The organism is Methylobacterium sp. 285MFTsu5.1, assembly GCF_000383455.1.
GTDB lineage: Bacteria > Pseudomonadota > Alphaproteobacteria > Rhizobiales > Beijerinckiaceae > Methylobacterium.
In genome coordinates this window covers 261083-287788 of sequence record NZ_KB911270.1, presented here as the reverse complement: position 1 = coordinate 287788, position 26706 = coordinate 261083, and the positions used below count along the sequence as shown (strand labels likewise).

20 protein-coding genes are annotated in these 26706 nt (G+C 71.6%); 8 read left to right on the top strand and 12 right to left on the bottom strand.

Annotated features, from left to right (window positions below):
• Nucleotides 1-417 precede the first annotated feature (417 nt).
• The 3 genes from H288_RS0101405 (at nucleotide 418) to H288_RS0101395 (ending at nucleotide 5030) form a co-directional block, all read left to right on the top strand.
• Nucleotides 418-2013: a porin gene (locus tag H288_RS0101405; protein ID WP_026604560.1), complete on the top strand. Its 1596-nt coding sequence runs from the start codon at nucleotides 418-420 to the stop codon at nucleotides 2011-2013.
• A gap of 308 nt (nucleotides 2014-2321) precedes the next feature.
• The gene (locus tag H288_RS0101400) at nucleotides 2322-3698 is read left to right on the top strand and encodes a 2-hydroxycarboxylate transporter family protein (RefSeq protein ID WP_020090802.1); all 1377 of its coding nucleotides are present in this window, start codon (nucleotides 2322-2324) and stop codon (nucleotides 3696-3698) included.
• A 24-nt stretch (nucleotides 3699-3722) separates the two neighbouring features.
• A complete protein-coding gene (locus H288_RS0101395) occupies nucleotides 3723-5030 on the top strand; it encodes an MFS transporter (RefSeq protein WP_020090801.1) in 1308 nt (435 codons plus the stop codon).
• A 13-nt stretch (nucleotides 5031-5043) separates the two neighbouring features.
• Here H288_RS0101395 and H288_RS0101390 read toward each other — a convergent pair whose 3' ends face one another.
• On the bottom strand, nucleotides 5044-5697 hold the full coding sequence (locus tag H288_RS0101390) for a GntR family transcriptional regulator (protein ID WP_020090800.1): 654 nt from the start codon (nucleotides 5695-5697) through the stop codon (nucleotides 5044-5046).
• Between the two features lie 116 nt (nucleotides 5698-5813).
• On the opposite strand from H288_RS0101390, the gene tcuA reads away from it, so the two are divergent.
• Together tcuA and addB are read left to right on the top strand one after the other, a co-directional pair.
• Nucleotides 5814-7310: an FAD-dependent tricarballylate dehydrogenase TcuA gene (tcuA, locus tag H288_RS0101385; RefSeq protein WP_020090799.1), complete on the top strand. Its 1497-nt coding sequence runs from the start codon at nucleotides 5814-5816 to the stop codon at nucleotides 7308-7310.
• A 117-nt stretch (nucleotides 7311-7427) separates the two neighbouring features.
• On the top strand, nucleotides 7428-10592 hold the full coding sequence (addB, locus tag H288_RS0101380) for a double-strand break repair protein AddB (protein WP_020090798.1): 3165 nt from the start codon (nucleotides 7428-7430) through the stop codon (nucleotides 10590-10592).
• Between the two features lie 151 nt (nucleotides 10593-10743).
• Here the strand turns inward: addB and H288_RS0101375 are convergent, their stop codons facing one another.
• From H288_RS0101375 to H288_RS0101355, 4 genes are all read right to left on the bottom strand, one after another.
• Nucleotides 10744-11973, bottom strand: coding sequence for an acyl-CoA dehydrogenase (locus tag H288_RS0101375; protein ID WP_020090797.1), 1230 nt, complete (start codon nucleotides 11971-11973; stop codon nucleotides 10744-10746).
• Nucleotides 11974-12086: 113 nt separating this feature from the next.
• On the bottom strand, nucleotides 12087-13016 hold the full coding sequence (locus tag H288_RS0101370; RefSeq protein WP_020090796.1) for an AEC family transporter: 930 nt from the start codon (nucleotides 13014-13016) through the stop codon (nucleotides 12087-12089).
• A 260-nt stretch (nucleotides 13017-13276) separates the two neighbouring features.
• Nucleotides 13277-13756: a hypothetical protein gene (locus tag H288_RS0101360; RefSeq protein WP_020090794.1), complete on the bottom strand. Its 480-nt coding sequence runs from the start codon at nucleotides 13754-13756 to the stop codon at nucleotides 13277-13279.
• A 92-nt stretch (nucleotides 13757-13848) separates the two neighbouring features.
• Nucleotides 13849-15051: an aminotransferase class V-fold PLP-dependent enzyme gene (locus tag H288_RS0101355; RefSeq protein WP_020090793.1), complete on the bottom strand. Its 1203-nt coding sequence runs from the start codon at nucleotides 15049-15051 to the stop codon at nucleotides 13849-13851.
• 119 nt (nucleotides 15052-15170) lie between these two features.
• On the opposite strand from H288_RS0101355, the gene H288_RS0101350 reads away from it, so the two are divergent.
• Entirely contained in the window at nucleotides 15171-15689 is a 519-nt protein-coding gene (locus H288_RS0101350) for a TspO/MBR family protein (protein WP_020090792.1), read from the top strand.
• 187 nt (nucleotides 15690-15876) lie between these two features.
• Here H288_RS0101350 and H288_RS0101345 read toward each other — a convergent pair whose 3' ends face one another.
• The 4 genes from H288_RS0101345 to H288_RS0101330 form a co-directional block, all read right to left on the bottom strand.
• Nucleotides 15877-16404 carry a phosphate-starvation-inducible PsiE family protein gene (locus H288_RS0101345; protein ID WP_043712027.1) on the bottom strand — a complete coding sequence of 176 codons (528 nt, stop codon included), beginning with the start codon at nucleotides 16402-16404 and terminating at the stop codon, nucleotides 15877-15879.
• Nucleotides 16405-16527: 123 nt separating this feature from the next.
• A complete protein-coding gene (locus tag H288_RS0101340) occupies nucleotides 16528-17085 on the bottom strand; it encodes a DUF4337 domain-containing protein (protein ID WP_020090790.1) in 558 nt (185 codons plus the stop codon).
• A 107-nt stretch (nucleotides 17086-17192) separates the two neighbouring features.
• A complete protein-coding gene (locus tag H288_RS0101335; protein WP_020090789.1) occupies nucleotides 17193-20330 on the bottom strand; it encodes an efflux RND transporter permease subunit in 3138 nt (1045 codons plus the stop codon).
• 21 nt (nucleotides 20331-20351) lie between these two features.
• Entirely contained in the window at nucleotides 20352-21635 is a 1284-nt protein-coding gene (locus H288_RS0101330) for an efflux RND transporter periplasmic adaptor subunit (RefSeq protein WP_081636434.1), read from the bottom strand.
• A 177-nt stretch (nucleotides 21636-21812) separates the two neighbouring features.
• Here H288_RS0101330 and H288_RS0101325 point away from each other — a divergent pair, with 177 nt between their 5' ends.
• The gene (locus tag H288_RS0101325; protein ID WP_020090787.1) at nucleotides 21813-21995 is read left to right on the top strand and encodes a hypothetical protein; all 183 of its coding nucleotides are present in this window, start codon (nucleotides 21813-21815) and stop codon (nucleotides 21993-21995) included.
• A 72-nt stretch (nucleotides 21996-22067) separates the two neighbouring features.
• Here H288_RS0101325 and H288_RS0101320 read toward each other — a convergent pair whose 3' ends face one another.
• From H288_RS0101320 to H288_RS0101310, 3 genes are all read right to left on the bottom strand, one after another.
• Nucleotides 22068-23102: a glycosyl transferase gene (locus H288_RS0101320; RefSeq protein WP_020090786.1), complete on the bottom strand. Its 1035-nt coding sequence runs from the start codon at nucleotides 23100-23102 to the stop codon at nucleotides 22068-22070.
• Nucleotides 23099-24193, bottom strand: coding sequence for a glycosyltransferase (locus H288_RS0101315; protein WP_020090785.1), 1095 nt, complete (start codon nucleotides 24191-24193; stop codon nucleotides 23099-23101). Before H288_RS0101315 ends, H288_RS0101320 begins: the two co-directional genes overlap by 4 nt.
• 107 nt (nucleotides 24194-24300) lie before the next feature.
• Nucleotides 24301-25395 (bottom strand): glycosyltransferase family 4 protein, encoded by a 1095-nt coding sequence (locus H288_RS0101310; protein WP_020090784.1) that lies wholly within the window; start codon nucleotides 25393-25395, stop codon nucleotides 24301-24303.
• 330 nt (nucleotides 25396-25725) lie between these two features.
• Here H288_RS0101310 and H288_RS0101305 point away from each other — a divergent pair, with 330 nt between their 5' ends.
• Entirely contained in the window at nucleotides 25726-26706 is a 981-nt protein-coding gene (locus tag H288_RS0101305; RefSeq protein WP_026604558.1) for an SPFH domain-containing protein, read from the top strand.

The window sequence follows — 26706 nt, the reverse complement described above, 5'->3', positions numbered from 1 at the left end:
TGCATCCGCCACGCCTGTCCGGTCAGAGACGGCCCGCACGACAGCTCCGAGTTGACTTCCGGGCCATCGCTTCTCGATTGGTGCTGGTCGTTCGAACGAGCCGATTTTATCAATATTTCATTCGCTCGGCTAACCTGATAATATATAGATATACTGAGTAATTATCTCCGATTTTGCATTATTGGATAACATTTTGTTGCGTACGCGCAACGTTCATATGCAGGATTGAAGATAAATCCGAATCTTTGTTGCACGCGGTGGTGCCGCTGCACATCGTCGCCGGGCAAATGGGCCTCAAAACCGCCGTGGCGAGCGAAAACATGCCAATGATCTGCGAACAAATCGTGGATTATATTTGGTGTGTCCGGTCTCGCTCATCCGTTTGCGAGAATTGAGCTTGAAATTCCGGAGACATCGATGACATTACTGAGATCATCGCTGCTGGCGACTGCCGCCGCGTTCGCGACAATGGGCGCTGCGCACGCCGCCGACCTGCCGGTCAAGAAGGCTGTCCCGGTCGAGTACGTCCGCGTCTGCGGCGCGTACGGCGCCGGCTTCTTCTACATCCCCGGCACCGACACCTGCCTGCGCATCTCGGGCCGCGCCCGGTACGAGGGCGGGTACATGACGGCGTCGACGCGGCAGGCCGGCACCAACGCCGGCGACAGCGCGGGCTATCAGGCGCGTCTGCGCATCAACCTCGATGCCCGCACGCAGACCGCTTACGGCACCCTGCGCGCCTTCGTCCGCCTCGATGCGGGATCCCGCACCGGCTACGCGCGCTCGGGGACGCAGGCGCGCATCGGGCAGGCCTACGACGCCACCGGCGTCGACCAGGCCGGGCATGCGCAGCAGTTCATGAACGTCGATAAGGCGTTCATCCAGTTCGCCGGCCTGACCGCCGGTCGCGCCTCGTCGTTCTTCGACTTCTACGCCCACGACTTCGAGATCTACGGCGCGACCGCGGGCTCGGACGTCTCCTCCACCAACCTCCTCGCCTACACGGTGACGGCCGGCGCCGGGCTGTCGGCCACGCTGTCGGTCGAGGACCCGGTCTTCCGGCGCAGCCCGATCTACGCGCCGGCCGGCACCGCGTCGCCGGTCAGCCCGGTCTTCGTCGGCTACTTCAGAGGCGCACCGATCGGGGTCAGCGGCGTCGACAGCATCCAGCGCGAGCGGCTGCCCGATGTCGTCGGCGTCCTGCGCGTCGATCAGGGCTGGGGCTCGGCGCAGGTCTCCGCCGCGGTTCACGAGCTGAACGTCGGCAACATCGCGGCGACGCCCGCGGCGGGCGCCAATGTCAGCGTCGCGCACACCAGGAGCGTCGAGGGCTGGGCGGTGCAGGGCGGCCTGAAGATCAACGCCCCCTTCGTCGCGCCGGGGGACGCCCTCTATCTCCAGAGCGCCTACGCCGACGGCGCGCAGATGTATACGGGATACTGCGCCTTCACCGGCTGCTACACGCAGCTCAACAACGGCTTCCAGGGCCAGAAGATCTACCAGAGCTTCTCGGACGCGACGGTCAACCCCTTCACCGGCCAGTTGCAGACATCGCAATCCTTCTCGGCGGTCGCGTCGTTCCTGCATTACTGGACGCCGGAATGGCGCTCGGCGGTCTTCGGCGCCTACGGAGAACAGGACTTCTCCCGCAACGCGCGCCTCGCACAGGGCGCGCTCTACAACGTCCTGAGCTTCAACGGCGCCGCCAATCTCGGCTCCAACGCGGTCGGCGCGCCCGGAACCCGCTTCTACCAGTTGAGCCAAGCGCTGCGCGACACCTATCAGTTCGTCGCGGGCGGCAGCATCATCTGGTCGCCCGTGCGCGACCTCGATATCGGCGTCGAGGCCTTCTACACCCAGATCGGCGTGAAGCACGGTCGCGCGATCGACTCCGACAAGAGTCCCACCGCCTACGCCAACGTCGCCGGCATCAACAGCGGCACGTTCGTCCCGCGCACCGTGACGCAGGACTCGGTCTCGCAGGTCCGCTTCCGCGTCCAGCGCGACTTCTGATCGACGATCCCGGCGGCGGGGCCTCAGTCCCGTCGCCTGTCCCCGTCCGATGCCGTCATGGCCCGGTCGGCCGCTTGGCCAATTCTCTGAGCTGTGATCACGACGGAGACGGGATCTTAATCCCGGCCGACGGGACAGGTCGCGTCCTTTGTTCCCTGGATCGCGTTGCCGCCCTTCATCCGCGCTGATACGCCGGATGTCACTTTATCGCCGCCGATCGTGCGCGACCCGATGGATCGCGGCCCGGCGCGCGGTCGCGAGGGCGCGGCGAAGCGGCCCGCGAGCGGTCAGAGATCCGGGGGGACGCCATGACCAGCACCGTTTCACCGATCCCGTCGCCGGCGGAGGGCCGGGCCGAGGACGGGCGCGCGGCCCGGTTCTGGCCGGACGTCTGGTGGCGGCTGATCGACTTCAAGATCGGCATCATACCGCTCCCGATCTTCGTCGTGCTGGCGATCCTCCTCACCGTCCTGGTCCAGGAGGGCGAGATCAAGCCCGACGGGCCGACCATGATCGCCGTGCTGGTGATGGGCGGCTTCACCTGCGCGGAGATCGGCAAGCGGATCCCGATCCTGAAGAACATCGGCGCCGGGGCGATCTTCGCGACCTTCATCCCCTCGGCGCTGGTCTACTACGCCCTGGTGCCGCCGCAGATGGTCAAGGCGATCACCGATTTCACCAAGTTCACCAACTTCCTCTACATCTACATCGCCACGATCATCGTCGGCTCGATCCTCGGGATGGACCGCGAGGTCCTGATCAAGGGCTTCCTCAAGATCTTCGCGCCGCTCGCCCTCGGCTCGGTGGCGGCGGCCCTGGTGGGCACGCTGGTCGGCACGCTCCTCGGCCTCGGCCCCTACAAGACCTTCTTCTTCATCGTCGTGCCGATCATGGCGGGCGGCGTCGGCGAGGGGGCGATCCCGCTCTCCATCGGCTACGCGGCGATCTTGGGGATGCAGCAGGGCGTGGTCTTCGCCCAGGTGCTGCCGCCGGTGATGCTGGGCTCCCTGACCGCGATCATCCTGTCGGGCACGCTCAACTCCGTCGGCAAGCGCTACCCGCACCTCACCGGCGAGGGCCGCCTCCAGCCCGACTCGGACGGCATCAAGTCGAGCGACGCCCAGGCCAAGGCCGAGGCGGCGAAGGGCCAGATCGACCCCGCCACGATCGGTGCGGCCGGGCTCACGGCGATCACCCTCTACCTGCTCGGCGTCATGGCCCACCACCTCGTCGGCCTGCCGGCGCCGGTGGCGATGCTGTTCCTCGCGGTCCTAGCGAAGCTCGCCAGCGCGGTGTCGCCCCATCTCCAGGCCGGCGGCTTCGTGGTCTACAAGTTCGTCCAGGTCTCGATGACCTACCCGCTGCTCTTCGCCATCGGCGTCGCGCTGACGCCCTGGCACGAGTTGATGGCGGCCTTCACTCTGGTGAACCTGATCACGATCGTGTCGACCGTCGTGACGCTGATGACGGTCGGCTTCTTCGTCGGCCGCTGGCTCGGCATGTACCCGATCGAGACCGCCATCGTGAACGCCTGCCACAGCGGCCAGGGCGGCACCGGCGACGTGGCGATCCTCACGGCGGCGAACCGCATGGCCCTGATGCCCTTCGCGCAGATCGCCACCCGCATCGGCGGCGCGCTGACGGTGACCGGCACGATCGTCGCCATGAAGTGGATCGGTGCCTGACGGGCACCCGGAAAGGACGTCGTCATGGCCGGTGATCCCGGGGCCGTCGGGGCAACGCTCAAGTCGCGGATCGGCGCGATCCTCCGCTCGACGAGCGGCAACTTCCTGGAGATGTTCGACTTCTTCCTGTTCGGGTTCTACGCCACCTACATCGCGCGGGCATTCTTCCCCTCGGGCAACGAGACCACCGAGCTGCTCCTGACCTTCGGCACCTTCTGGCTCGGGGCGCTGATGCGGCCGCTCGGAGCGATCGTGCTCGGCGCCTATATCGACCGGATCGGCCGCCGGAAGGGCCTGATCATCACCCTCGCCATCATGGCGAGCGGCACGGTGCTCATCGCCTTCTGCCCGAGCTACGACACGATCGGGGTCGCGGCCCCGCTGATCGTGCTGGCCGGGCGCCTGCTGCAGGGCTTCTCGGCGGGCGTCGAGATCGGCGGCGTCTCGATCTACCTGTTCGAGATCGCCACGCCGGGCCGGCGCGGCTTCTACACGTCGTTCCAGTCGGCGAGCCAGCAGGTGGCGATCATGTTCGCCGCCCTGATCGGCTACGGGCTGAACGCGTTCCTGACCAAGCAGCAGCTCGGCGATTTCGGCTGGCGCATCCCGTTCTTCATCGGCTGCCTGATCGTGCCGTTCATCTTCTTCATCAGGCGGTCACTCCAGGAGACGCAGGAATTCGCCAAGCGGACCCGCCACCCGACCACCCGCGAGATCCTGACCACGGTGGCCGCCAACTGGCGGATCGTGCTGCTCGGCATGATGCTGACCACGATGACGACGGTGACGTTCTACATGATCACCGTCTACACCCCGACCTTCGGCAAGAACGTCCTCAAGCTCACCGAGACCGACAGCCTGATCGTGACGCTGTTCGTGGCGATCACCAACTTCGTCTGGCTGCCCGTGGGCGGAGCCCTGTCGGACGCCATCGGCCGCAAGCCGGTGCTGCTGACGATCTCGACCCTGTCGCTGCTGACGACCTACCCGGCGCTGCACTGGCTCGTGGCCGATCCGACCTTCGGCAAGATGCTCGCTGTCGAGCTGTGGTTCTCGTTCTTCTTCGGCGTCTACAACGGCGCGATGGTGGTCTCGCTCTCGGAGGTCGTGCCGGCCCATGTCCGCGCCAGCGGCTTCTCGCTGGCCTACAGCCTCGCCACCGCGCTGTTCGGCACGGCGACGCCCATGGTCTCGACCTTCCTGATCGAGAAGACCGGCGACCGGGCGGCGCCGAGCTACTGGCTGATGGCGGCAGCCGCCTGCGGCATCGTCGCGACGCTCGCGCTGTTCCGCGTCCGGCCCGGTCTGGAGCGCGTGCCGGCCCACGCCTGAGGGCCGGGGTCGGTCAGCTCTCCTGCCAGATCCGGATCCGCGCCTTGAAGGCGGCGCGGATATGGGCCCGGGCCGCGGCCTCGGCGGCATCCCCGTCGTGGGCCCGGATCGCCGCCACGATCGCGGCGTGCTCGGCGAGCGATTCCGCGGCGCGGTCGGGCGCCGCCAGCGTGGTGGCGCCCGGGAGCAGCACCAGCGACAGGCGCATCGTCTCCAGCGTGCCCTGCAGGAAGCGGTTGCGCGCCGCCCCGTGGATCTGGCGGTGAAACAGCCGGTTGGTCCGTGCCAGCGAGGGCGCGTCGCCGAGCAGCGTCCGGTCCCGGGCGACCATCTCCTCCAGGATCTCGGTCTCGACCGTGCTGGCGTGGATCGCCGCGAGGCGCGCGGCCGTCCCCTCCAGCACCTCGCGCAGGTCGTAGAGCTCGCTCACCTGCCCGTAGTCGAGCTGCGCCACGCTGGCGCCCCGGTGCGGCTCGTGGGCGACGAGTCCCTGCGCCTCCAGCCGGCCGAGCGCCTCGCGGACCGGCGTGCGGCTGATCTGGAACCGCTCGGCAAGCTCCGCCTCGCGCAGGCGGCTGCCGGGGGCGAGCTCGCCCTCCTCGATCGCCCGCAGCAGCCGCTCGTAGGCGCCGGCGCCGCTGGAGCGCTCCGCTTCGCTGGCCTTCATGTCCGGCTCTCCTCGGCTCGGCCATAGCGCGAAACCGTGACGCCTGAAACGCTTGCGAGAAATTGCATGCAGACGTATACAATGCGCTGAGATCAGCCACTGGAGAGGAGGCAGGCATGCAGCGTCCGGACGATGCGCCGTGGGATGTGGTGGTGGTCGGCTCGGGCAACGCCGCCATGAGCGCCGGTCTCGCCGCCCTGGATCGCGGCGCCTCGGTGCTGATGATCGAGAAGGCCGAGCGGGACCTCGCCGGCGGCAACACCGCCTACACGGCCGGGGCCATGCGCTTCGTCTACGCGGGCAACGACGACCTGATCCCGCTGCTGGTCGATCCCGAGGACCCGCGCCTGCCGCGGACCGATTTCGGTGCCTACACGGCACAGAAATTCGAGGCGGACCTGCTCGGCTTCAACGACGGGCGGCCGCTCTCGCGCGAGCAGCGCATCCTGATCGACGAGAGCGGCGCGGCCCTGCGCTGGCTGGCGACGCAGGGGGTGAAGTTCGAGCCGATCTACTCCCGTCAGTCGTTCGAGAAGGACGGGCGCTTCGTGTTCTGGGGCGGCCTGACGCTCGCCACCCACGACGAGGGCTTCGGCCTCGCCCGGGCCGAGCTGGAGGCCTTCACCCGGGCCGGCGGCGAGATCCGCTACGGCTGCCCGGCCCGGGGCCTGATCGTGGAGGACAGGCGCGTCGTCGGCGTGGAGACGCCGCAGGGTCCGGTCCGGGCGACGTCCGTGGTGCTGGCCTGCGGCGGCTTCGAGGCGAACGCCGCCCTCCGGACACGCTTCATCGGCGAGGGCTGGGACAAGGCCCGGGTGCGCGGCACACCCCACAACCAGGGCGACGGGCTGCAGATGGCGCTCGACCTCGGCGCGAAGGCCCACGGCTTCTACGGTGGCTGCCACGCCACGCCGATGGACCTGCACACCCCCGATTACGGCAACCTCGAGCTGCCGCACGGCGAGCGCAAGCACTACCGGAAGATCTGTTACTTCCTGGGCCTCATGCTGAACGCGGACGGCGAGCGGTTCGTCGACGAGGGCAAGAATTTCCGCAACTACACCTACGCCCAGTTCGGCCGCTCGATCATGGAGCAGCCCGGGCACGTGGCGTGGCAGATCTTCGACGCCAAGGTCGATCACCTGCTCTACAGCGAGTACCGGTTCCACGACGCGCACTTCGTCGAGGCCGACACCCTGGACGGGCTCCTCGACAAGCTCGAGGGCATCGACCGCGCGGCGGCGCGGCGGACCATCGCGGCGTTCAACGCCGCCGTGGACGAGAGCGTGCCCTTCGACCCGACCGTGAAGGACGGGCGCGGCACGAAGGGGCTCGCCCTGCCGAAGTCGAACTGGGCGCAGAGGATCGAGACCGGGCCGTTCAAGGCCTACCCGGTCACGGGCGGCATCACCTTCACCTACGGCGGCGTCGAGGTCGGCGACGACGGCGGCGTGAAGCGCGCGGACGGCGGCGCGATTCCCGGCCTCTACGCCTGCGGCGAGATGGTCGGTGGCGTGTTCTTCAACGGCTATCCCGGCGGCTCGGGGCTGACCTCCGGCGTCGTGTTCGGCCGCCGCGCCGGCTACGGCGCCGCCGCGAGGGCGAAGGGCTGAGGTCAGCGGCGGAGCGCGACCGAACTCCTCCGATGCGGGGAGGGAAGCCGCGCGATCGTTCCCCAGCGGCCCATCGTCCCCTGTCCGCCGCCCCGGCGCGGGCGTAGAAGCCCAGCCATGCCCGCCCGACAGGCCGTTTTCACCATCTCCCGCGGCGTCCCGTTCCTGCCGACGCTCGCCGAGGCGCTGCTCTCCGGCCGCCTCGTCGGGCCGGTGGCGGACGATCCGCTGGCGCGCGCCTCCGTCACGATCTACCTGCCGACCCGCCGCGCGGCCCGGGCGCTCGGCGCGATCCTGGCCGAGAGGCTCGGCCGGGACGCGCCCGGCCAGGCGACGCTGCTGCCGCGGATGGTGCCGCTCGGCGAGGCCGACGAGGCCGAGCTCGACCTCGCCGCCGAGCCGCTGCTGGAGGAGAACGCCGATCCCCTGAGCATCCCGATGCCGCCGCTGGAGCGCCGGCTGATCCTGGCCCGCCTCGTCCAGGCCTGGGCCAGGACCGTCGACCGGACGCTGCTGCCGCTGGACGCCGAGGTGCCGTTCCTGGTGCCGTCCTCCCCCGCCGACGCGGTCGGGCTCGCCGGCGATCTCGAGCGCCTGATGGACGCGCTCACCGTCGAGGGCCTGCCCTGGTCGGAGATCGGCGCGGCCGTCGAGGCCGAGTATTCCCGCTACTTCGGCCTGACCCTCGACTTCGTGAAGATCGCCGCCGAGAACTGGCCGAAGCTCCTGGCCGAGCGGGGCCTCGCCGATCCGGTCGCCCGCGCCCGCGGGCTCGTGCTCGCCGAGGAGCGGCGCCTGTCGCGCGGCGCGACGCTGGACCCGGTGATCGTCGCCGGCTCGCTGGGCTCCGTCCCCGCCACGGCCCGGCTCATCGCCGCCGTGGCCAAGCTGCCCCACGGCGCCGTGGTCCTGCCCGGGCTCGATCTCGACCTCGACGCGGCCGGCTGGGACGGCATCGACACCGGCGAGGGTTTTTCCCGCGTGATCGCGCACGGCCATCCGCAGGCGGTGCTGCACCGGTTGCTCGGACCGGAGAACCTCAACCTCGACCGCGCCGAGGTCGTCGCCCTCGGCGAGCCCGACCCCGGCCAGGCGGCGCGAGCCGCGCTCCTGTCGCAGGCCCTGCGGCCGGCCGATACCACCGACGCGTGGGCCGCCCTCGACCCGGCCGAGCGCGACACCGTCGCCCGCCTCGGCCTCGAGGGGCTCGCGCTCGCCGAAGCGGCCGACGAGCGCGAGGAGGCGCTGGTCGCGGCGCTGGCGCTGCGCGAGACCCTGCAGACCCCCGGTGCGACTGCGGCGCTCATCACGCCCGACCGCGGGCTCGCCGGCCGGGTCGCCGTCGAGCTGCTGCGCTGGGGCATCGTGGCCGAGGATTCCGCCGGGCTGTCCCTGGCCGTGAGCCCGGCCGGGCGGCTCGCCCGGCTCGCGGCGGAACTCGCCGCCGACCTCGCCCGCGATCAGGCCGACGCGATCCCGGCCCGGCTGATCGCGCTGCTCTCCCATCCGATGGTCCATCTCGGTCTGCCGCGTCCCGACGTGGTCCGGGGCGCGGCCGCCCTGGAGATCGGATTGCTGCGCGGTCCGGTCCCGGCACCGGGCTTCGACGGCCTGCGCAAGGCCCTCGCCGCCGAGCGCGCCGGGCCGCCCGAGCACCGGCCCCGGGCCAAACGCCGCCTGAAGGACGTCGACTGGGAGCTGGCCGCGAACCTGCTGGACCGGCTCGATCTGGTGTTCCGGGATTTCCCGGGACCGGACGGGGCGGGGGAATGCGACCTCGTCACCACCGCCGCGGGTCACCGTGAGGCGTGCGACCGGCTGATCGCCGGGCCGGAGGACGGTCCCCCGGTCGAGACGGACGGATCCCTGTCCTGCCTCGACGCCCTGTTCGACGACCTGGAGATGGCGGAGCCCGGCCTGATGCCGGGGCGGTTCGACGACTACGCCACCTTCTTCACGTCGCTCGCCCGGGAGCGCAAAGTCGCCTGCTCGGGCGACGCGCCGCATCCGCGCCTGCGCATCCTCGGGTTGCTGGAGGCGCGCCTCCTGTCGGTGGATCGCGTGGTGCTCGGCGGGCTGGACGAGGGCGTCTGGCCGGTGCGCACGCTGACCGACTCGTTCCTCAACCGGCCGATGCGCGAGCGGGTCGGCCTCAACCCGCCCGAGCGGCGGATCGGGCAGATGGCCCACGACTTCGTGCAGGCGCTCGGCTGCCGCGACGCGGTGATCACCCGCGCGCTGAAGCGGGAGGGCGCCCCGACCGTGCCGTCGCGCCTGATCCAGCGCCTGCGCGCGCTCTCGGGCGACGCCCGCTGGGACGCCGTCCTGCACGCGGGGCGCCGGCTCGCGGGCCTCGCCGCGCGGCTCGACGCGGCGCCGCCGGAGCCGCGGCTGAAGCGCCCCGCGCCGAAGCCGGACCCGGCGCTGTTCCCGCGCTCGCTCAGCGTCACCGAGATCGAGACGCTGGTGCGCGATCCCTACAGCATCTTCGCCCGCCACGTGCTCGGACTGGACCCGCTCGATCCGCTGGCGGCGGCGCCGGGCGTCGCCACCCGCGGCTCCCTGGTGCACGACGTCTTCGCGGAATTCGCCAGTCGCCATCCCAAGGACCTGCCGCCGGACTTCGCGGAGCGGCTGCTGAACTTCGCGGTGAACGCCTTCGGCGACATCGAGGCGGAGTACCCGAACCTCTACGCCGAGTGGTGGCCGCGCTACGAACGCATGGCTTCGGCCTATCTGGACTGGGAGGCGCGGCGCCGGCCCGGCCTGACCCGGGTCTACCCGGAGGTCTCCGGGCGCTGGGCGATCCCGATGGGGCGCGAGACCTTCACGCTGCGCGCCCGGGCCGACCGGATCGAGCTGCGGCCGGACGGCACCGCCTGCATCGTCGATTACAAGACCGGGACGCCGCCCTCGGGCAAGATGATCTTCTCCGGGTTCTCGCCGCAGCTCACCCTGGAGGCGGCGATGCTGATGCACGGCGCCTTCGCGGATCTGCCGGCCGTGACGACGACGCCGGACCTGCTCTACGTCCACGCCTCGGGCGGCCGGAAGCCCTTCGTCCCGATCCCGGTGAAGCCGCCCCGGGGCGAGGAGCGCGGCGTGGAGGCGATCGTGGCCGAGCACGCCGCGCGGCTCCGGGGGCTGGTGGCCCGGTTCATGACCGGCGAGGCGGCCTACACGGCGCGGCCCTACCCGCAATATGCCAGCCGGTACGGCGCCTACGACCACCTCGCCCGGGTGCTCGAGTGGTCGCTCGCCGGGGACGAGGGCGGGGAGTGACCCCGCCCGGGCCCTCATCCTGAGGTGCCGAAGCGCAGCGGAGGTCTCGAGGAAGCCTCCCGATATCGCCGCGGTTCCGGGGGACTTCTTCGAGGCGACTGCGCCGCACTTGAGGATGAGGTGACCCGGTGGGAGGCGCGTCCTCCGCGCCTCAGAAGAACGCCTGCAGCCCCGTCTGGGCCCGGCCCAGGATCAGGGCGTGGACGTCGTGGGTGCCTTCGTAGGTGTTCACCGTCTCGAGGTTCTGGGCGTGGCGCATCACGTGGTACTCGCCCATGATGCCGTTGCCGCCGTGCATGTCGCGGGCGGTGCGGGCGATGTCCAGCGCCTTGCCGCAATTGTTGCGCTTGACCAGCGAGATCATCTCGGGCGCCATCTTGCCCTCGTCCATCAGCCGCCCGACGCGGAGCGAGGCCTGGAGGCCCAGCGCGATCTCGGTCTGCATGTCGGCGAGCTTCTTCTGGACGAGCTGGGTCTGCGCCAGGGGCCGGCCGAACTGCTTGCGCTCCAGCGTGTAGGTGCGGGCGCGGTGCCAGCAATCCTCTGCGGCGCCCATCGCGCCCCACGAGATGCCGTAGCGCGCCCGGTTGAGGCAGCCGAACGGCCCCTTCAGCCCCGAGACGTTCGGCAGCAGCGCGTCCTCGCCGACCTCGACGCCCTCCATGACGATCTCGCCGGTGGTGGAGGCGCGCAGGGATAGCTTGCCCTTCAGCGTCGGGGCGGACAGGCCCTTCATGCCCTTCTCGAGGACGAAGCCGCGGATCGCGCCCTCGTGGGCCTCGGACTTCGCCCAGACCACGAAGACGTCCGCGAAGGGGGCGTTCGAGATCCACATCTTGGCGCCGGAGATCCGGTAGCCGCCGTCGATCTTCTCGGCCTTGGTCTTCATGCCGGCCGGGTCCGAGCCGGCATCCGGCTCGGTGAGGCCGAAGCAGCCGATCCACTCGCCCGAGGCGAGCTTCGGCAGGAACTTCTGGCGCTGCTCCTCGGAGCCATAGGCGTGGATCGGGTACATCACGAGGGAGGATTGGACGCTCATCATCGAGCGGTAGCCGGAATCCACCGCCTCGACCGCCCGCGCCACGAGCCCGTAGGCCACGTAGGAGGCGCCCGCGCAGCCGTACTCCTCCGGGAGCGTCACGCCGAGCAGGCCGAGCTCGCCCATCTTGCGGAACAGGCCGGGATCGGTCTTCTCGGTGGCGTAAGCCTCCACGATCCCGGGCAGCAGCTGCTCCTGCGCGAAGCTCTGGGCGACGTCGCGGATCGCCCGCTCGTCCTCGGTGAGCTGATCCTCCAGCAGGAAGGGATCGTCCCAGACGAAGCGGGCCGAGGCCGGGGCCGACGGGGAGGCGCTGCCCGGAGGGCGCATCGGAGCGTTCATCGAGATTCCTCGCCTGCAGGGTGGCGCGGGTCTTCGCGGCCCGCGCGCTTGACCCTACCCTAGACCCGCGCGCCGCCCGGTCCAACGCGCGCGGTGACGCCGGGGCGCCGCCGTCACGCCCGGCCGAGGAGCATCAGCCAGAGCAGCGTGGTGAGCGGCGCCAGCAGCGTCGAGACCAAGACCGAGGCCGCGACCATGCCGGTCTCGGTCCGGTAGCGCGCCGCCAGCAGGTAGGCGTTGATCCCCACCGGCATGGCGGCGAACAGGGTCGCGACGCCCGCGTAGGCGGCCGGCATCGCGAAGACGTGGAAGGCCAGGACCCAGACCGCCAGCGGGTGCAGGAGGTTCTTCAGGAGCGCGATCACGAGCGCACCCTTGAGGTCGAACAGCACCCGGTAGCGCTTCAGGCCGGCGCCCAGCGCCACCAGGGCGCAGGTGGAGGCCGTGCCGGCGAAGGCGTCGATCAGCGACTGGGCGATGCCGACCGGCGCGAGGCCGAGGGCCTTCATGGCCATGCCGATCAGCAGCGCCACGAAGATCGGGTTGCGCAGCAGCACCAGGGCGAGCCCGCGGATCCGCGCCAGGACCGGCAGGCCGGAATCGGACTCGATCAGGAAAGTGGCGCTGCCCATCATCAGGGGCAGGTGGACGGCCAGCAGCATGAACAGCGGGAAGGCACCCTCCTCGCCGTAGGCCTGGAGGATCATCGGGACGCCCACGAACACCGTGTTCGACTGGCTCGCCGCGAAGCCGTGGAGGATCGCACCCCGGCGCTCGATCCCGGCCCGCCGCCGGGCGATCAGCGTGCCGACGGACCACGAGATCGCCGCGCCGCCGAAATACGCGACCCAGTAGGACCACGCGATGGTCCCGCTCATCCCGGGCTTGGTCAGCGTGGCGATGATCAGCGCCGGGACGGCGACGGCGAAGACGTATTCCGACAGCCCGTCGCTGACCTTGTCGGAGAGGAGCCCCGCGAGGGCGGCGGCCCAGCCGATCAGGACGATCCCGAAGATCGGGGCGATGATGGCGAGGGCGTTCACGGGGCCGGCGGGAGCGGGGGCTGGTGCGCGGGGGGAGGACTCGGCCCATAGCACGCCCGCGCGCCGCGTCGCGCCCCGTCGGAAGCTGTGCTGGCATGCCGGACGAGAGGGGGGAGAATCACCGCGCCGCCGAGCGCGCCCGGGTCGCCGCGGCGGTGCGGGCCCTCATCGCGGGCACCCAATAACGCGCCGGCCGCGAGACCGTCGACCTCCCCTCCGTCACCAAGGCCGACAGCGGCGCGTGACGGCGCCCGCGCCGCCTACTTGTTCTCCAGCACCTGGATCGGATCCGTGCGCTGGCTCGCGGGCGGTTCCTTGGTCAGGTTGGCGCCGCCCTCCCGCTGCACCTTGACGTCCTTCGGCGCACCCGGCCCGCCCACCGCGCGGCCGCCCTCGGCGCTCTGGGTCGGCACCGTGCCGGACGCCAGTTCCAGGCAGGTCACCATCTCGACGTAGGAGGGGAAGCCGCCCGCCTTGAATTGGTTCTGGCACTGGCTCTTCGCGGCGGGCGTGTAACTGCTCCAGTGGCGCTCAGCCTCCTTCTTGGCATCGCGCTCGGAGCGGATGCAGCCGTCGTAATTCGCCTTGTCGCTGATGCTCGTGTTGGCGACCTGAGCCGACCGGCAGGTCCGCTCGACGTCGAGATCGGGCACCGCGTCGGCCCGGGCGGAGGCCGGCGCGAGCGCCAGCATGAGCAGCGCGAAGGTGCCGGGGACCAACGTGCGGGAACGGGTCGTCATGTCGTCAGACTCGCGATCTGTGGCGGTTCGCGCCGCCGGAACTGCCGGCACAACGCGCCAGGAGCCGGTTCGGCACCAAGCGCCCGCGACGATCAGCCCGCGTGGGCGCCGCGCAGGGCCTGGTCGAGATCGCCGTACAGGTCGTCCGTGTCCTCGATGCCGGTGGACAGGCGCAGCAGGTCCGGCGGGCAGGGGCTGCCCGGGCCTTCCACCGAGGCGCGGTGCTCGATGAGGCTCTCGACGCCGCCGAGCGAGGTCGCCCGCTTCCAGAGCCGCACCCGCGCCGCCGTGGCGATGGCGCCGGCCTCGCCGCCGGCGACCCGGATCGACAGCATGAAGCCGAACCCGTCCCGCATCTGCCGGCAGGCGACCGCGTGGCCGGGATCGTCCGGAAGGCCCGGGTAGAGGACGCGGGTCACGTGCGGGTGCCCGCTCAGGCGCCCGGCGAGGCGCAGGGCGCCCGCCGCCTGCGCGGCCGCCCGCAGGTGCAGGGTCCGGAGCGAGCGCATCAGCAGGTAGGCCTCGAACGGCCCGAGGATGCCGCCGCTACCGGCGCGGATCCCCCGGATCCGTTCCCAGAACGCGTCGGCCCGCGCGCCCGCCAGCACGCCCGCCACCACGTCGGAATGGCCGTTGAGGATCTTGGTGGCCGAGTGCATCACGATGTCGGCGCCGAGTTCCAGGGGCCGCGTGTGCACCGGCGAGGCGGCCGTGGAATCCACGGCCAGCCGCGCCCCCGCCGCGTGGGCGATCTCGGCCGCCGCGGCGATGTCGGTGACCGTCCAGAGCGGGTTGCCGGGGGTCTCGATCCAGACGAGCTTGGTCCGGCCGGGCTCGATCACGGCGCGCAGGGCGTCCGCATCGTCCGTGTCCACGAAACTCAGTGTGAGGCCGCGCCGGGGCGCCTCCTCGCGCAGCCAGCGCTTCAGCGCCCAGTACATGACCGTGCCGGCGACCACGTGGTCGCCGGGCTCCAGCGCGCCGAACACCGCGGTCGCCGCCGCCATCCCCGAGCCGAACAGCAGCGCGCCGGCGGCGGCGCCCTCCAGCATCGCCAGGACCGACTCCGCCTCGCGCACCGTGGCGTTGTCCGGCCGCGCGTAGCTGTAGCCGGAGCTGTAGCCGTTGTCGGGATCGCGGATGAAGGTGGTGGCGACGTGGAGCGGCATCACCACCGCCCGCGTCTCCGGCTCGATCCGCCCCATGGCCTGGGCGGCGAGGCTCCGGCGCGTGTATTCCGGCTCGGCGTCGCTCCGGGTATCCGACGGACCCTGCGGCGCGTAAGGCTGTGACATCTGGCGATTCTCGGCGGATGGAGACGGGCGCGTGCCACGGCGCGCGGGTGCCGGCAAGCCGCGCCACATGCCGGGCCACATGCCGCGCCACATGCCGCGCCCCGTGGAGACAGACGATCATGACCGCCGCCACACAGGTCCCCGAGGGATCGCCCCTGCCGCGCTGGCTGCGCCTCGCCGCCGCGATCCTGCCCGTCGCGGCCACGGCCGCCGTCGGCTCGGTGTCGACCCAGGCGGAGATCCCGGGCTGGTACGCGAGCCTGAACAAGCCGGCCTTCAACCCGCCGAACTGGGTGTTCCCGGTCGCCTGGACGATCCTCTACACGATGATCGCGGTCTCGCTCTGGCGCCTGCTCGGCGCCATGCCGCGCACGGGACCGAGCCGCCAGGGCTGGTGGCTCGCCCTCGCGGCGTTCGTGGTGCAGATCGCGCTCAACGCCGCCTGGACGCCGGTCTTCTTCACCGCCCACGCGATCGGCGCCGGCCTGATCGTCGTCGCGATGCTGCTGGTGATGGTGCTCTGGACGATCCGGCTGACCTGGCGGTTCGACCGGCTCGCGGCGTGGCTCCTCGTCCCCTACACGGCCTGGGTCGCCTTCGCGACGCTCCTCAACGCCGCGATCCTGCGGATGAACTGATTTCCAATTCCGGTTCGGTTTCCTTCCGTCATCGCGAGCGAAGCGACCCAGTGCAGCGTTACCTCGGTCGGCGTGGCGCAACTGGATTGCTTCGCTGCGCTCGCAAGGACGGTCAGGGCAATCCGGACGCCGTCAGGCGTACGGATCAGTGCAGGTCCTTCGTGAACGCCGCGAAGGCGCGCGGATCTCAGGACACGTGCTCGGGCTTCTCCTCGCCGGCCGGCTTGCCGTCGTCGCGCGCGCGGTGCAGCAGGAAGATCGCGAACACCATCGTGAGGATCAGCCCCGCCAGCACGCCGAGCTCGATCATCGAGGCCTGGAACAGCGCCTGCTTCTCCGGCGACCAGTCCTTGGCGTGCATGATCTCCGACGATTGCAGGGTGATCACCAGAACCCGCCGGATCGAGGCGATCAGCCCGACGATCAGGAACGGCTCGCAGGTCAGCGTCCCCGACCGCATCGAGACCCGGACCGTGTGCAGGATCTCGATCAGCATCAGCAGGAACAGCAGCCGGTCGATCACCTCCAGGATCTGCTGCGCGCCGCCGAGCGCCCGCATCGCCTCCCAGGTCATCCCGGCGGCCTCGATCAGCGCCACGAGGGCGGTGAGCGCCAGCAGGATGCCGAGGGCCGCGTAGATCGCGTGCTCGGTGTGCAGGAAGATCGCGCTGGCGACCTTCGTCAGGCGTCCCTGGTCTTCTGAGTGTTCCGACATCATTCCCCCCTGGAATGCGCCGAGACGATCAGCTTCCGGACCGCGCGTCCAGCCCGGCGACGCTTGTGCTCGATCGATCGGGATCGGGGGTGGCGTTACGTCGCTGCCGGCGGCCGGGGCCGCTCAGTGGAAGAACGGCAGGGCGTGCGGCGCGAGGTAGCCGAAGCCGAGCAGCGCCGCCCCGGCGAGGCCCAGGAAGCCGCCGGCGAAGACCAGCAGGCTGATCCCGGTGATGACCTCGGCCGAGGCCAGCACGATCCCGATCTGGAAGGCCGCCGAGGCCAGCTCGTAGTGGTGGTAGCGCAGCAGCGCGAGGTCGCGCCGGCCCTCCGAGGCGCGGGCCTTCTCGGACAGCTCCTTGCGGCCCTCGCCGGTCGACGGCTCTGAATCCCAGCGTGCCAGCGTCTTCGACCACTCGGCGCGCTTGGCGGCGATGGCCTCCTGGTTCGGTCCCGGGGGCACCAGCGCCAGGGCCTCGTCGGCGGTCTTGAGCACCGTCGCGCGGATCGTGCGGGCCTGGAAATAGGCCCACTGGTTCGCGGCCTCGACGTTGGCGCCGATCGAATCCGTCTGGGACGCCTTGCCCAGTGTCTCGCTGAACGCGAGGAACAGCGCCAGCACCGAGATCAGCAGCGCCACGCGCTTGTTCGACCCCTCGACCGCCCCGTGACCACCCGACATCGTCTCGCTCGTCTCCGTTGATTCGGCGGGGCCGAGTCACAGCCCATCGCGGCGCGCGACGCAATCCGCGACACCGATCCGGCACCCGCTCTCCGCGCCGACCCGCTCTACTCCGCGGCGATCCGCGGCGGCGGCGGGTGCCCGTCATTGGCCGGATGGGCCGGATCGAAGACGGAGGCATCCTCCGGATCGTCGCGCTCGCCGATGAAGCGGCCGAACAGCCGCGTCAGCAGGCGGGACAGGTCGTCCATCAGCACGAAGATTGCCGGCACGAAGACGAGCGACAGCACCGTCGAGACGATCAGGCCGCCGATCACCGCCACCGCCATGGGCGAGCGGAACTCGCCGCCGATTCCGTAGGCCATCGCGGAGGGGACCATGCCGGCCGCCATGGCGATGGTGGTCATCACGATCGGCCGGGCGCGCTTGCGGCCGGCATCGACGATCGCGACGTTCCGGTCGACGCCGGCGCGGATCTGCTCGACGGCGAAATCCACCAGCATGATGGCGTTCTTGGTCACGACGCCCATCAGCATCAGGATGCCGATCACCACCGGCATCGAGATCGGCATGTGGCAGATCAGGAGCGCCAGGATCGCGCCGCCGATGGAGAGCGGCAGCGAGAACAGGATGGTCAGCGGCTGCAGGAAGTTGCCGAACAGCAGGATCAGCACGCCGAAGACCATCATCAGGCCGGCGCCCATGGCCAGCGCGAATCCCTCGAAGACCTCGCCCATCACCTCGGCGTCGCCGGTCTGGCTGATCGTGACGCCGGGCGGCAGGTTCTTGGCGGTCGGCAGGTTCATCACCTGGCCGATCAGCGCGGCGAGCGCGTCGGTGCCCTGCATGTCGCCCTCGAGCGCGACGCGCACGGCGCGGTCGTAGCGGTCGATGCCGGTCGGGCCCTGGCCGAGGCTGATGTCGGCCACGGTCGCGAGCGGCACGGCCGTCCCGCCCTTCACCGGCACCTTCAGGGTCTCGAGGTCGGAGAGCCGGCCGCGCACGCTCTCGGGGAGCTGCACGCGGATCGGGATCTGCCGGTCCGTGGCGTTGAACTTGGCGAGGTTCATGCCGATGTCGCCGATCGTCCCGACCCGCACGGTCTCGGCGATGGTGTCGGTGCTGACGCCGAGATCGGCCGCCACGGCGGGCTTCGGCCGGATCCGGACCTCGGTCCGGTCGAGGGGGGCCGTCGACATGACGTTGACGAGGTGCGGGACCTGCTGGGCCTCGCGCTGGAGCTTGGCCGCCGTCTCGGCCACCACGGCCTTGTCGGGGCCGGCGATGATCAGCGCGAGGTCGCGCTGGCCGCCCTCGCGCAGGGCCCAGAAGCGCAGGTCCGGCTCCTCCCGGAGGATCGCCGCGACCTCGGCGTCGATCTGCTTCTGCGTCTTGTCGCGGCTGTTCTTCGGCGTGAGGTTGATGGTGAGGCTCGCGAGGCGCACCTCCTTCTTGGCCGGCAGCTGGCGGCCGCCGTCCACGAACACGCTCTTCACCTCGGGCAGCGCGCGGATCTTCTCCTCGATGCGGTCGGTGACCCGGACCGTGTCCTGGAGCCGGGCGCCCGGCGGCAGCTCGACCACGAACAGGGTGCGGGCCTGGTCCTCCGCCGGCAGGAAGCCCGCGGGCAGCAGGCCCGTGGAGGCGATGGAGCCGGCGAAGCACGCGAGGCCGAGCACCAGCGTGATGAACTTGTGCCGGACCGACCACGCCACGAGGCGGGTGTAGCCGCGCATGACGACGCCGTCCCGCTCGTGGTCCGGCCCGTGGTCGCGCAGGAAGTAGGCGGCGAGCAGCGGCGTGATCAGGCGCGCCACGAGCAGCGACATGAACACCGCGGCCGCGATGGTCAGGCCGAACTGCTTGAAGTACTGGCCGGCGATGCCGCCCATGAACGACACCGGCGAGAAGATCGCGATGATCGTCGCGGTGATGGCGATGACCGCGAGGCCGATCTCGTCCGCGGCCTCGAGCGACGCGCGGTAGGGCGATTTCCCCATCCGCATGTGCCGGACGATGTTCTCGATCTCCACGATCGCGTCGTCCACCAGGATGCCGGTGACGAGCGTGATCGCCAGCAGGCTGACGGCGTTGAGCGAGAAGCCCAGGGCGCTCATCACCCAGAAGGTCGGCAGCACCGAGAGCGGCAGCGCCACCGCGGCGATCAGGGTCGCGCGCCAGTCGCGCAGGAACAGCAGCACCACCACGACGGCGAGGAGGGCCCCCTCGATCAGGCCCATCATGGCCGAGTGGTAGTTGCCGATCGTGTTGACGACGCTGGTGTCGATCAGGTCGAACCGCACGTTGGGATTGGCCGCGTGCAGCGCCGCGATCTTCTTGGCGACGCCCACCGACACGTCGGCGTCGCTGGCGCCGCTGGCGCGGGAGATCGCGAAGGCGACCACCGGCTCGCCATTGAAGCGCGCGAAGGTGCGGGGCTCCTCGGCGGTGTCCGATAGGGTCGCGAGCTCGTCGAGGCGGACCTTGCGGTTGCCCGGCACCACGATGGAGGTCTTGGCGAGCGTCTCGAGACTCGCCGAGGCGGCCAGCGCTCGGATGGACTGCTCCTGGCCGCCGACCTCGGCCCGGCCGCCGGCCATGTCGGCCGAGGTCAGGCGCAGCTGCCGGTTCACGTCCGCGGCGGTGATGCCCAGCGCCAGCAGGCGGTCGGGCTTCAGGGTGACGCGGATCTCGCGGGCGACGCCGCCGAGGCGCTCGACGCCGCCGACGCCCTTCACGCTCTGCAAGCCCCGGGCGACGACGTCGTCCACGAACCACGACAGGTCCTCGGGCGTCATGGCGGGTGCTGAGGCGCCGTAGACCATGATCGGCAGGCCGGCGATCTCCACGCGCGAGACGATCGGCTCGTCGATCGTCCGCGGCAGGTTCTGGCGGATCTTGGCGATCGCGTCCTTGACGTCGTTGGTCGCCCGATCCTGGTTCACCTCCAGGCGGAACTCGATCGTGGTGGTGGAGGTGCCCTCCGTGATCGTCGAGAGGATGTGCTTGACGCCCTTCACGCCGGCGACCGAATCCTCGACCCACTTGGTGACCTGGGTCTGAAGCTCGGCGGGCGCGGCGCCCGACTGGGTGATCGTCACCGAGACGATCGGGATGTCGATGTTGGGGAACCGGGTGATCGGCAGCGCGCGGAAGCTCACCAGCCCGAGGATCATCAGGACCAGGAACAGGACCACCGAGGGCAGGGGCCTTCGGATCGCCCAGGCGGAGACGTTGAGGCGCATGGCCGGATCCTTCGACTCGTCCTACCGCGGGGCCGCGTCGGCGATCGGCGTGCTGGTGGGCGCCGGCACGGGGCGCACCCGGTCGCCGTCGCGCAGGAAGCTCCCCGCGCGGGCCACGACGCTCTCGCCGGCCGCGACGCCGGAGCGGAGCTCGGTGAAGCCGTCGGCCGAGAGCCCCGCGGCCACGGGCCGCGCCTCGACGCGCCCGTCCTTCACCACGAGGACGCTGGCGCGGCCGTCGGCCGCGTAGAGCAGGCTGGAGACCGGCACGGCGACGCCGGTGCGGCGCGCGATCTCGACGTTGCCGCGCGCGAAGGCGCCGATGCGCAGGGCCGGATCGTCGCCGAGGCGGATGCGCACCTTGCCGAGCCGCGTGGCCCGGTCGACCTCCGGGTAGACCCGGCGAACCTTGCCGGCGAGGCGGCGGCCGTCATCGAGGTCGAGGCTCGCCGGGTTGCCGACGTGGATGCGCGCCAGCGACGTCTCCGGCACCTCGCCTTCCAACTCGATCTCGCCCCGGGCGATCAGCCGGAACAGCGGCTCGCCCACCGCGGTGGCTGTGGCGCCGATCCGGGCGGTGCGGCGATTGACGATGCCGGCCTCCGGCGCCCGGATATCGGTGCGGGCACGCCGCAGGGCGATCTCGGCGCCGGCCGCCCGGGCGGTGGCGAGGTCGGCCTGGGCCGATTGCAGGCCGCCCCTGGCGGCGGCGAGGCGCCCTTCCGCCCCCTGCGCCGCCGAGACGCGCTGTTCCAGCACGGCCGCGGTTGCGTTCCCGGTCTTGGCGAGCGCCTGGGCCCGCTCCAGCGACTGCTTGGCTTCGACGTTGGCCGCCTCCGCCTGGACGATCTGGCTCTGGGCCTGGACGATGGCCGCCTCGGCCCGGGCGATCGCCGCGGCGTTCGAGGCCTCCTGGGTGACGATCATCTCCAGCGACAGCTTGGCGAGAACCTGTCCCTTGGTGACGCGGTCGCCCTCCTCGACGAGGAGATCGGTGATGCGCAGGCCCTCGACCTCCGGGGAGACGAGGATCTCGTCGCGTGGGACCAGCGTGCCGGTAACGACCGCCCGCTCGACGATCTCGCGGTTCTCGGCCGGGACCACGGTGACGGCGGGCGCGATGGCGGCCGCGTCGGGAACGGCGGCGGTCTCGACGGCCCTGGCCGGCGCCCCGGCGAGGATCGCGAGCCCGCACAGGAGAGTGAGGCGGGGCGCGCGCCAACGGACGGAGTTCACGACGGGGGCCTCGCAATCGGCGCTGGACTGGTATTGCCTCTCCCTCGCTGGGCAGGTCGGCGTTTTCATGGCGAGCCACTCCACCGGAGGTCGAGCATAGCGCCATCCGGCGGGGCCGTCGCCGGGCCTCGCGCCGCAGGTGATCGGGGCGGCCGGAGCGCGGCCGTTCACGGCGCTCAACCTGCAACCAGCCACGAATAGCGACGTTAATAGGCCGATGGTCTTCTCGGGACCGGGGAGGGGTCGATGAGCATTTTCCAGATTAGGCAGACGAAGAGCGGCGCGGTGCTCTGGACGGGGGCGGCCGACGACGAGCAGACGGCCCTCGACGCCATGGCGCGCGAGGCGGGCTATCGCGACTTCTCGTCCCTGCCGGACACGATCCGCGCCGACGGGATCGAGGCCGCGAAGCTCGACCTGATCTCCTGAGTCCGGACATGAGTGCGGACTGAGGCACCCGCGCCGGCGCGGCGACCGCCCGCTCCGTCGCGGCCCGGCCGTTCAGAGATCCGCGATCAGGGTCTGGATCGTCGCGGCGCAGGTCCGGACCGCGTCCGGGTCGTGCAGGCCGCCGATCACCGATGGGTCGATGGCGCGGGCCGCCGCGATGAGGCCAGGCCACGCCGCGGCCGAGGGCCAGCCGGGATGAACGATCGCGGCCCCGAGCCGGGCCAGAGCCTCAGCCTTCTCGGTCTGCTCCCCGTAGGCACGCTCCTCCGGGAGGCAGACGAAACGCTTCCGCTGCGCGGCCGCCAGGGCGACCACGCCGTCGCCGCCGCCGCCCACCAGCAAAGCCGCCCGGGCGACCCGCGCCTCGACGTCCGGGACCCAGCCGTGCAGGTGCAGGTTGCCGGGGACGGCGCCCGAGCCTGATACCGGTCCCAACACGTGCCACGGCCGGTCCGGCACCGCCCGCGCGGCCGCGGCGAGATCCCCGAGGTCGCCCCCCGCGCCGCCGCGGCCGAACACGACCACGATCTCGCGTCCCGCCTCGATCGGGGCCTGCGCCGGCGCGCCCAGGAAGCCCGCGTAGAGCGTCTTGGCCCGGACCCAGTCCGGCACGGCCGCGCCGTCGAGCGCCGCGGGGAAGGGGGCCAGCAGCCGCGTCGCGCCGCGGAAGGCCTCCAGATGCGGCCGGTCGGTCCGCGTCCCCGCGAGCCGCACCACCAGGGTCGGCACCGACAGGAGGCGCGCCAGGAGCGCCACCTCCACCGAGACGTCGACGACCAGGAGGGCCGGCTCGGCCCGCTCCGCCCAGGCGGCGATGCGCGCCATCCGCGCGCGGACCCCCGGATGGTTGAGCGGCGCGTAGTGCAGGGCCTCGGGCCGCCCGGTCGCGCCGTCCCGGCCGTCGAAGGCTCCGTCGCCGAGGGGGCGGTCGTCGGGCAGGTCGACGATGTCGAGGCCGGCGGTGTCGAACCCGGCCAGCGTCCCGAGGATCGTGCAGGGCCGGTCCAGGGCGCGGGCGACGGCCCGGGCCCGCTGGAGATGGCCGGCGCCCTGGTGATGGACGTACCAGCCGATGCCCCGGGTCACGCGGCGTCCCTCAGGGACGACGCGAGGGCGTCGAGATCGGCGACCGCCTGGTCGAGGGCGCAGTCCCGCGCCGGCGGGCTGCGCGACTCGAGGATCCGGTCGGCCCGCTCCACGAAGGCGATGTCGTTCGGGCAGGCCCCGACGGCGGCGAGGTCGTCGGCGTCGAGACCGAGCCGTGCGCAGGCCGCGGCGCGGGCCTGCGGGTCGAGGTGGAAGGCCCGGCGCAGGGCCGCGCGGCGCAGGATCAGCGCCTGCCAGTGCGCGGCCTCCGGCAGCAGGTAGGCCTCCCCGTCGAGGACGCGGGTCCGGCGCAGCATCTCGGTGGCCATGCCGCCCGAGACCCGCCCCTGGTGGCGGGACGAGACCAGCACCTGCACGTCCGGGCAGTGGCGCAGGCGCGCGCCGTTGGCGCGCAGCAGCCCGACGAGGGCGTTGTCCTCGCCGCAGGGCAGCGCCGGCAGCCCGCCGACCGCCCGGTACAGGATCGCGGGAACGGCGAGGCTCGCGCCGGTATGGTCGCCGTGACGGGGGGCGGGATCGTAGGGCGGCGGGTCGAGCAGATCCTCCAGGCGTCGGACGCCGGACCAGTAGCGCTCGATGCGCGCGTGCAGGTCCGTCAGGGCGGGGTCCGGCGTGCCGTCGTCGTCGATCACCAGCCGGCCACCGACGATGTCGGCGGCCTCCAGCGCGCGGAGGTTGGCCGCGACCCACTCGGCCGGCAGGCGGGCATCCGCGTCGGTGGTGAGGAGGATGCCGTCCGGCTCCCCGTCCGCCTCCAGCCACTCGGCCCCGGCATCGAGCGCCATGCGCCGCGCCGTGCCGACATGGGCGTCCGCGCCGCCGAGCTCGACCGCGATCAGCCGGAGGGTCAGGGTCGCGAGGATGCCCGAGGCCTCAACGTCCCGCACCGCCTGGACGGTCCCGTCCGTGCAGTTGTTGGCCAGCACCACGACGCGCAGGGGCGCCCGCGCCGAGACGCCGTTCTGCGCAGCCAGGGAGGCGAGCAGGCGCGGCAGGCGCTCGGCCTCGTTCCGGGCGGGGATGCAGACGACGCAGGGCGGTGGGGCCGGATGGTCGGCGTCGGTGGTCATGGCAGGTCTCCCGTGGCACCCTCGTGCGCCGCGGAGGTCGTGGGCGGCCCGTCATGCCGCCGGGCTCCGGGCTCGGGTGCGGATTGCGGCGCGCGGATCCGCGCCGTTCAGCCGCGTCCTCCGGCGACGCGCAGGGCCGGCCGCGCCCGCTCGGCGCAGCGCGCGATCACGGCGTCGTAGGCCTCCAGGTAGCGCCCGGTCATGGCGGCGGCATCGTAGAGCGCCTCGGCGCGGTCGCGACAGGCCCGGCGCGACAGGCCGGCGGCCTCCCGGATCGCCACCGAGAGATCCTGCGGGTCGTCCGGGCGGGCGAGGCGGCCGCAGGACGCGTCCAGGATGTCGGGCATGGCGCCGCGCCGGAAGGCGGCGACCGGCGTGCCGCAGGCCAGGGCCTCCGCCACGACGAGGCCGAAGGGCTCCTCCCAGCGGGGCGAGACGATCGCCACGCGGGCCCGGCCGAGATGATGGGCGAGGTCCCGGTGGGAGAGATGGCCGAGATGCGTCAGGTCCGGCCCGAGACGCGGGGCGATCTCTGCGGCCCAGTAGCCGGGATTGAGCTTGGGACCCGCGAAGGTCAGCGGCAGCCCGGCGGCGCGCGCCGCGTCGATCGCGAGGTGCAGCCCCTTCTCGGGCACGATCCGGCCCGACCAGAAGGCGAAGGGCGTATCGTCGGCAGCGTGTGAGAACGCGAAGGTCGAGAGGTCCACGCCGTTGTCGACCACCTGGGCGCCGGGCACGAGATGCGCCCATTCCTGCGCCAGCGACGGGGACACCGCCAGGAAGGCCATGTCGGGGTCGGCCTGGACGACGCCGCCGACCAGGGAGTCGAAGGGCGGCGTGTGCAGCACGGTGACCCAGGGCAGGCCGAGCCGGGCGCTCTCGCGCAGCGGCAGGGCGTGCAGCGCGTTGTTGTGGACGAGATCGAAGCCTCCGGCCGCGACCATCTCCATCATGCGCCGGTAGGCGTCCTCCTCCTCCCGGTCGATCGCCTCCTCCCGCTCCGGGTCGAGGAGCGCGTCCCCGGTCGGATCGCAGAGCATGACCGGGTCGAGCGCCGGGTCGGACCCGCGGCTCGCGAACAGCGTGACGTCGTGCCCGTGCCGCTTCAGCGCGACGGTCAGGAGATGCGTGTGCATCTCCAGGCCGCCGGCGTAGGGCTGGCCGATCGGGTATTTCAGATGTGCGAGGACAGCGATCTTCACGCGCGCACCGAGTCCGGTTGGGTGGGGATTTCTGCCGCCCGCAGCGGCGCGAAAGGACTTCTTTCCGCAGCGAGGGTGGCGGGGATCATGCCGAATATTTCTTCAACAAGCGTTGCGTTGACGGGGTCCGAGCGACGACGAACGCGACGCTTGCCGGCTTCCTAAGCGCGGCGGCCTGAACCATTGATGATCGACATCCGCGGGTGACCGTTCACGCCGCGGCGCGGCACGCCTCCGGGCTGCCCCGCGGACACGCGGTCGCGGAGCCCCGATCGGCCTGTTAGGCTGCGCGGCCGCGCCGGCCGTGGCGCCGTCAGGGGAGGGGTGTCGATGGGGCTTCCGTTGGGGCTGAGCGTGTTCGCCGTGGGCTTGGCGGTGCTGGCGATCATCACCCTGGCCGCGGGCGTGAAGATCGTGCCCCAGGGCCACGTCTACACGGTGGAGCGCTTCGGCCGCTACGCCCGCAGCCTCGACGCCGGCCTGGGCCTGATCACGCCCTTCGTCGAGCGGATCGGCCGCAAGGTCAACGTGATGGAGCAGGTCATCGACGTGCCGAGCCAGCAGGCCTTCACCCGCGACAATGCCGGCGTCACCATCGACGCGGTGGTGTTCTACCAAGTGCTCGACGCGGCGCGCGCCTCCTACGAGGTCTCGAGCCTCGACCTCGCGGCCACGACCCTGACCATGACCAACATCCGCACCGTGGTCGGCTCGATGGATCTCGACCAGCTCCTCGCCCACCGCGACGAGATCAACGAGCGCCTGCTCCGGGTGATGGACGCGGCGGCCTCGCCCTGGGGCGTCAAGATCAACCGGATCGAGATCAAGGACATCGTGCTCCCGGCCGACCTCGCCGGGGCGATGGCCCGGCAGATGAAGGCCGAGCGCGAGAAGCGCGCCTCGATCCTGGAGGCGGAGGGGCAGCGCGCCGCCGAGATCCTGCGGGCCGAGGGGCGCAAGCAGTCGGCGATCCTGGAGGCGGAGGGCCGGCGCGAGGCCGCGTTCCGCGACGCGGAGGCGCGGGAGCGCTCGGCCGAGGCCGAGGCGGCCGCGACCGGCATGGTCAGCCGGGCGATCGCCGAGGGCGACATCGCGGCGGCGAACTTCCTCGTGGCCGAGAAGTACGTCGACGCGGTGCGGGCGATCGCCACCGCGCCGAACCAGCGGGTCGTGGTGGTGCCGATCGAGGCGGCGGCCCTGGCCGGCACCCTCGGCGGCATCGGCGAGCTCACCCGCACGGTCTTCGGCGACGGCGCCGCGGCGCCCCGGCGCGCGGGGAGCCCGCCGAACGTCGCTCCGCCGCGGGCCTGA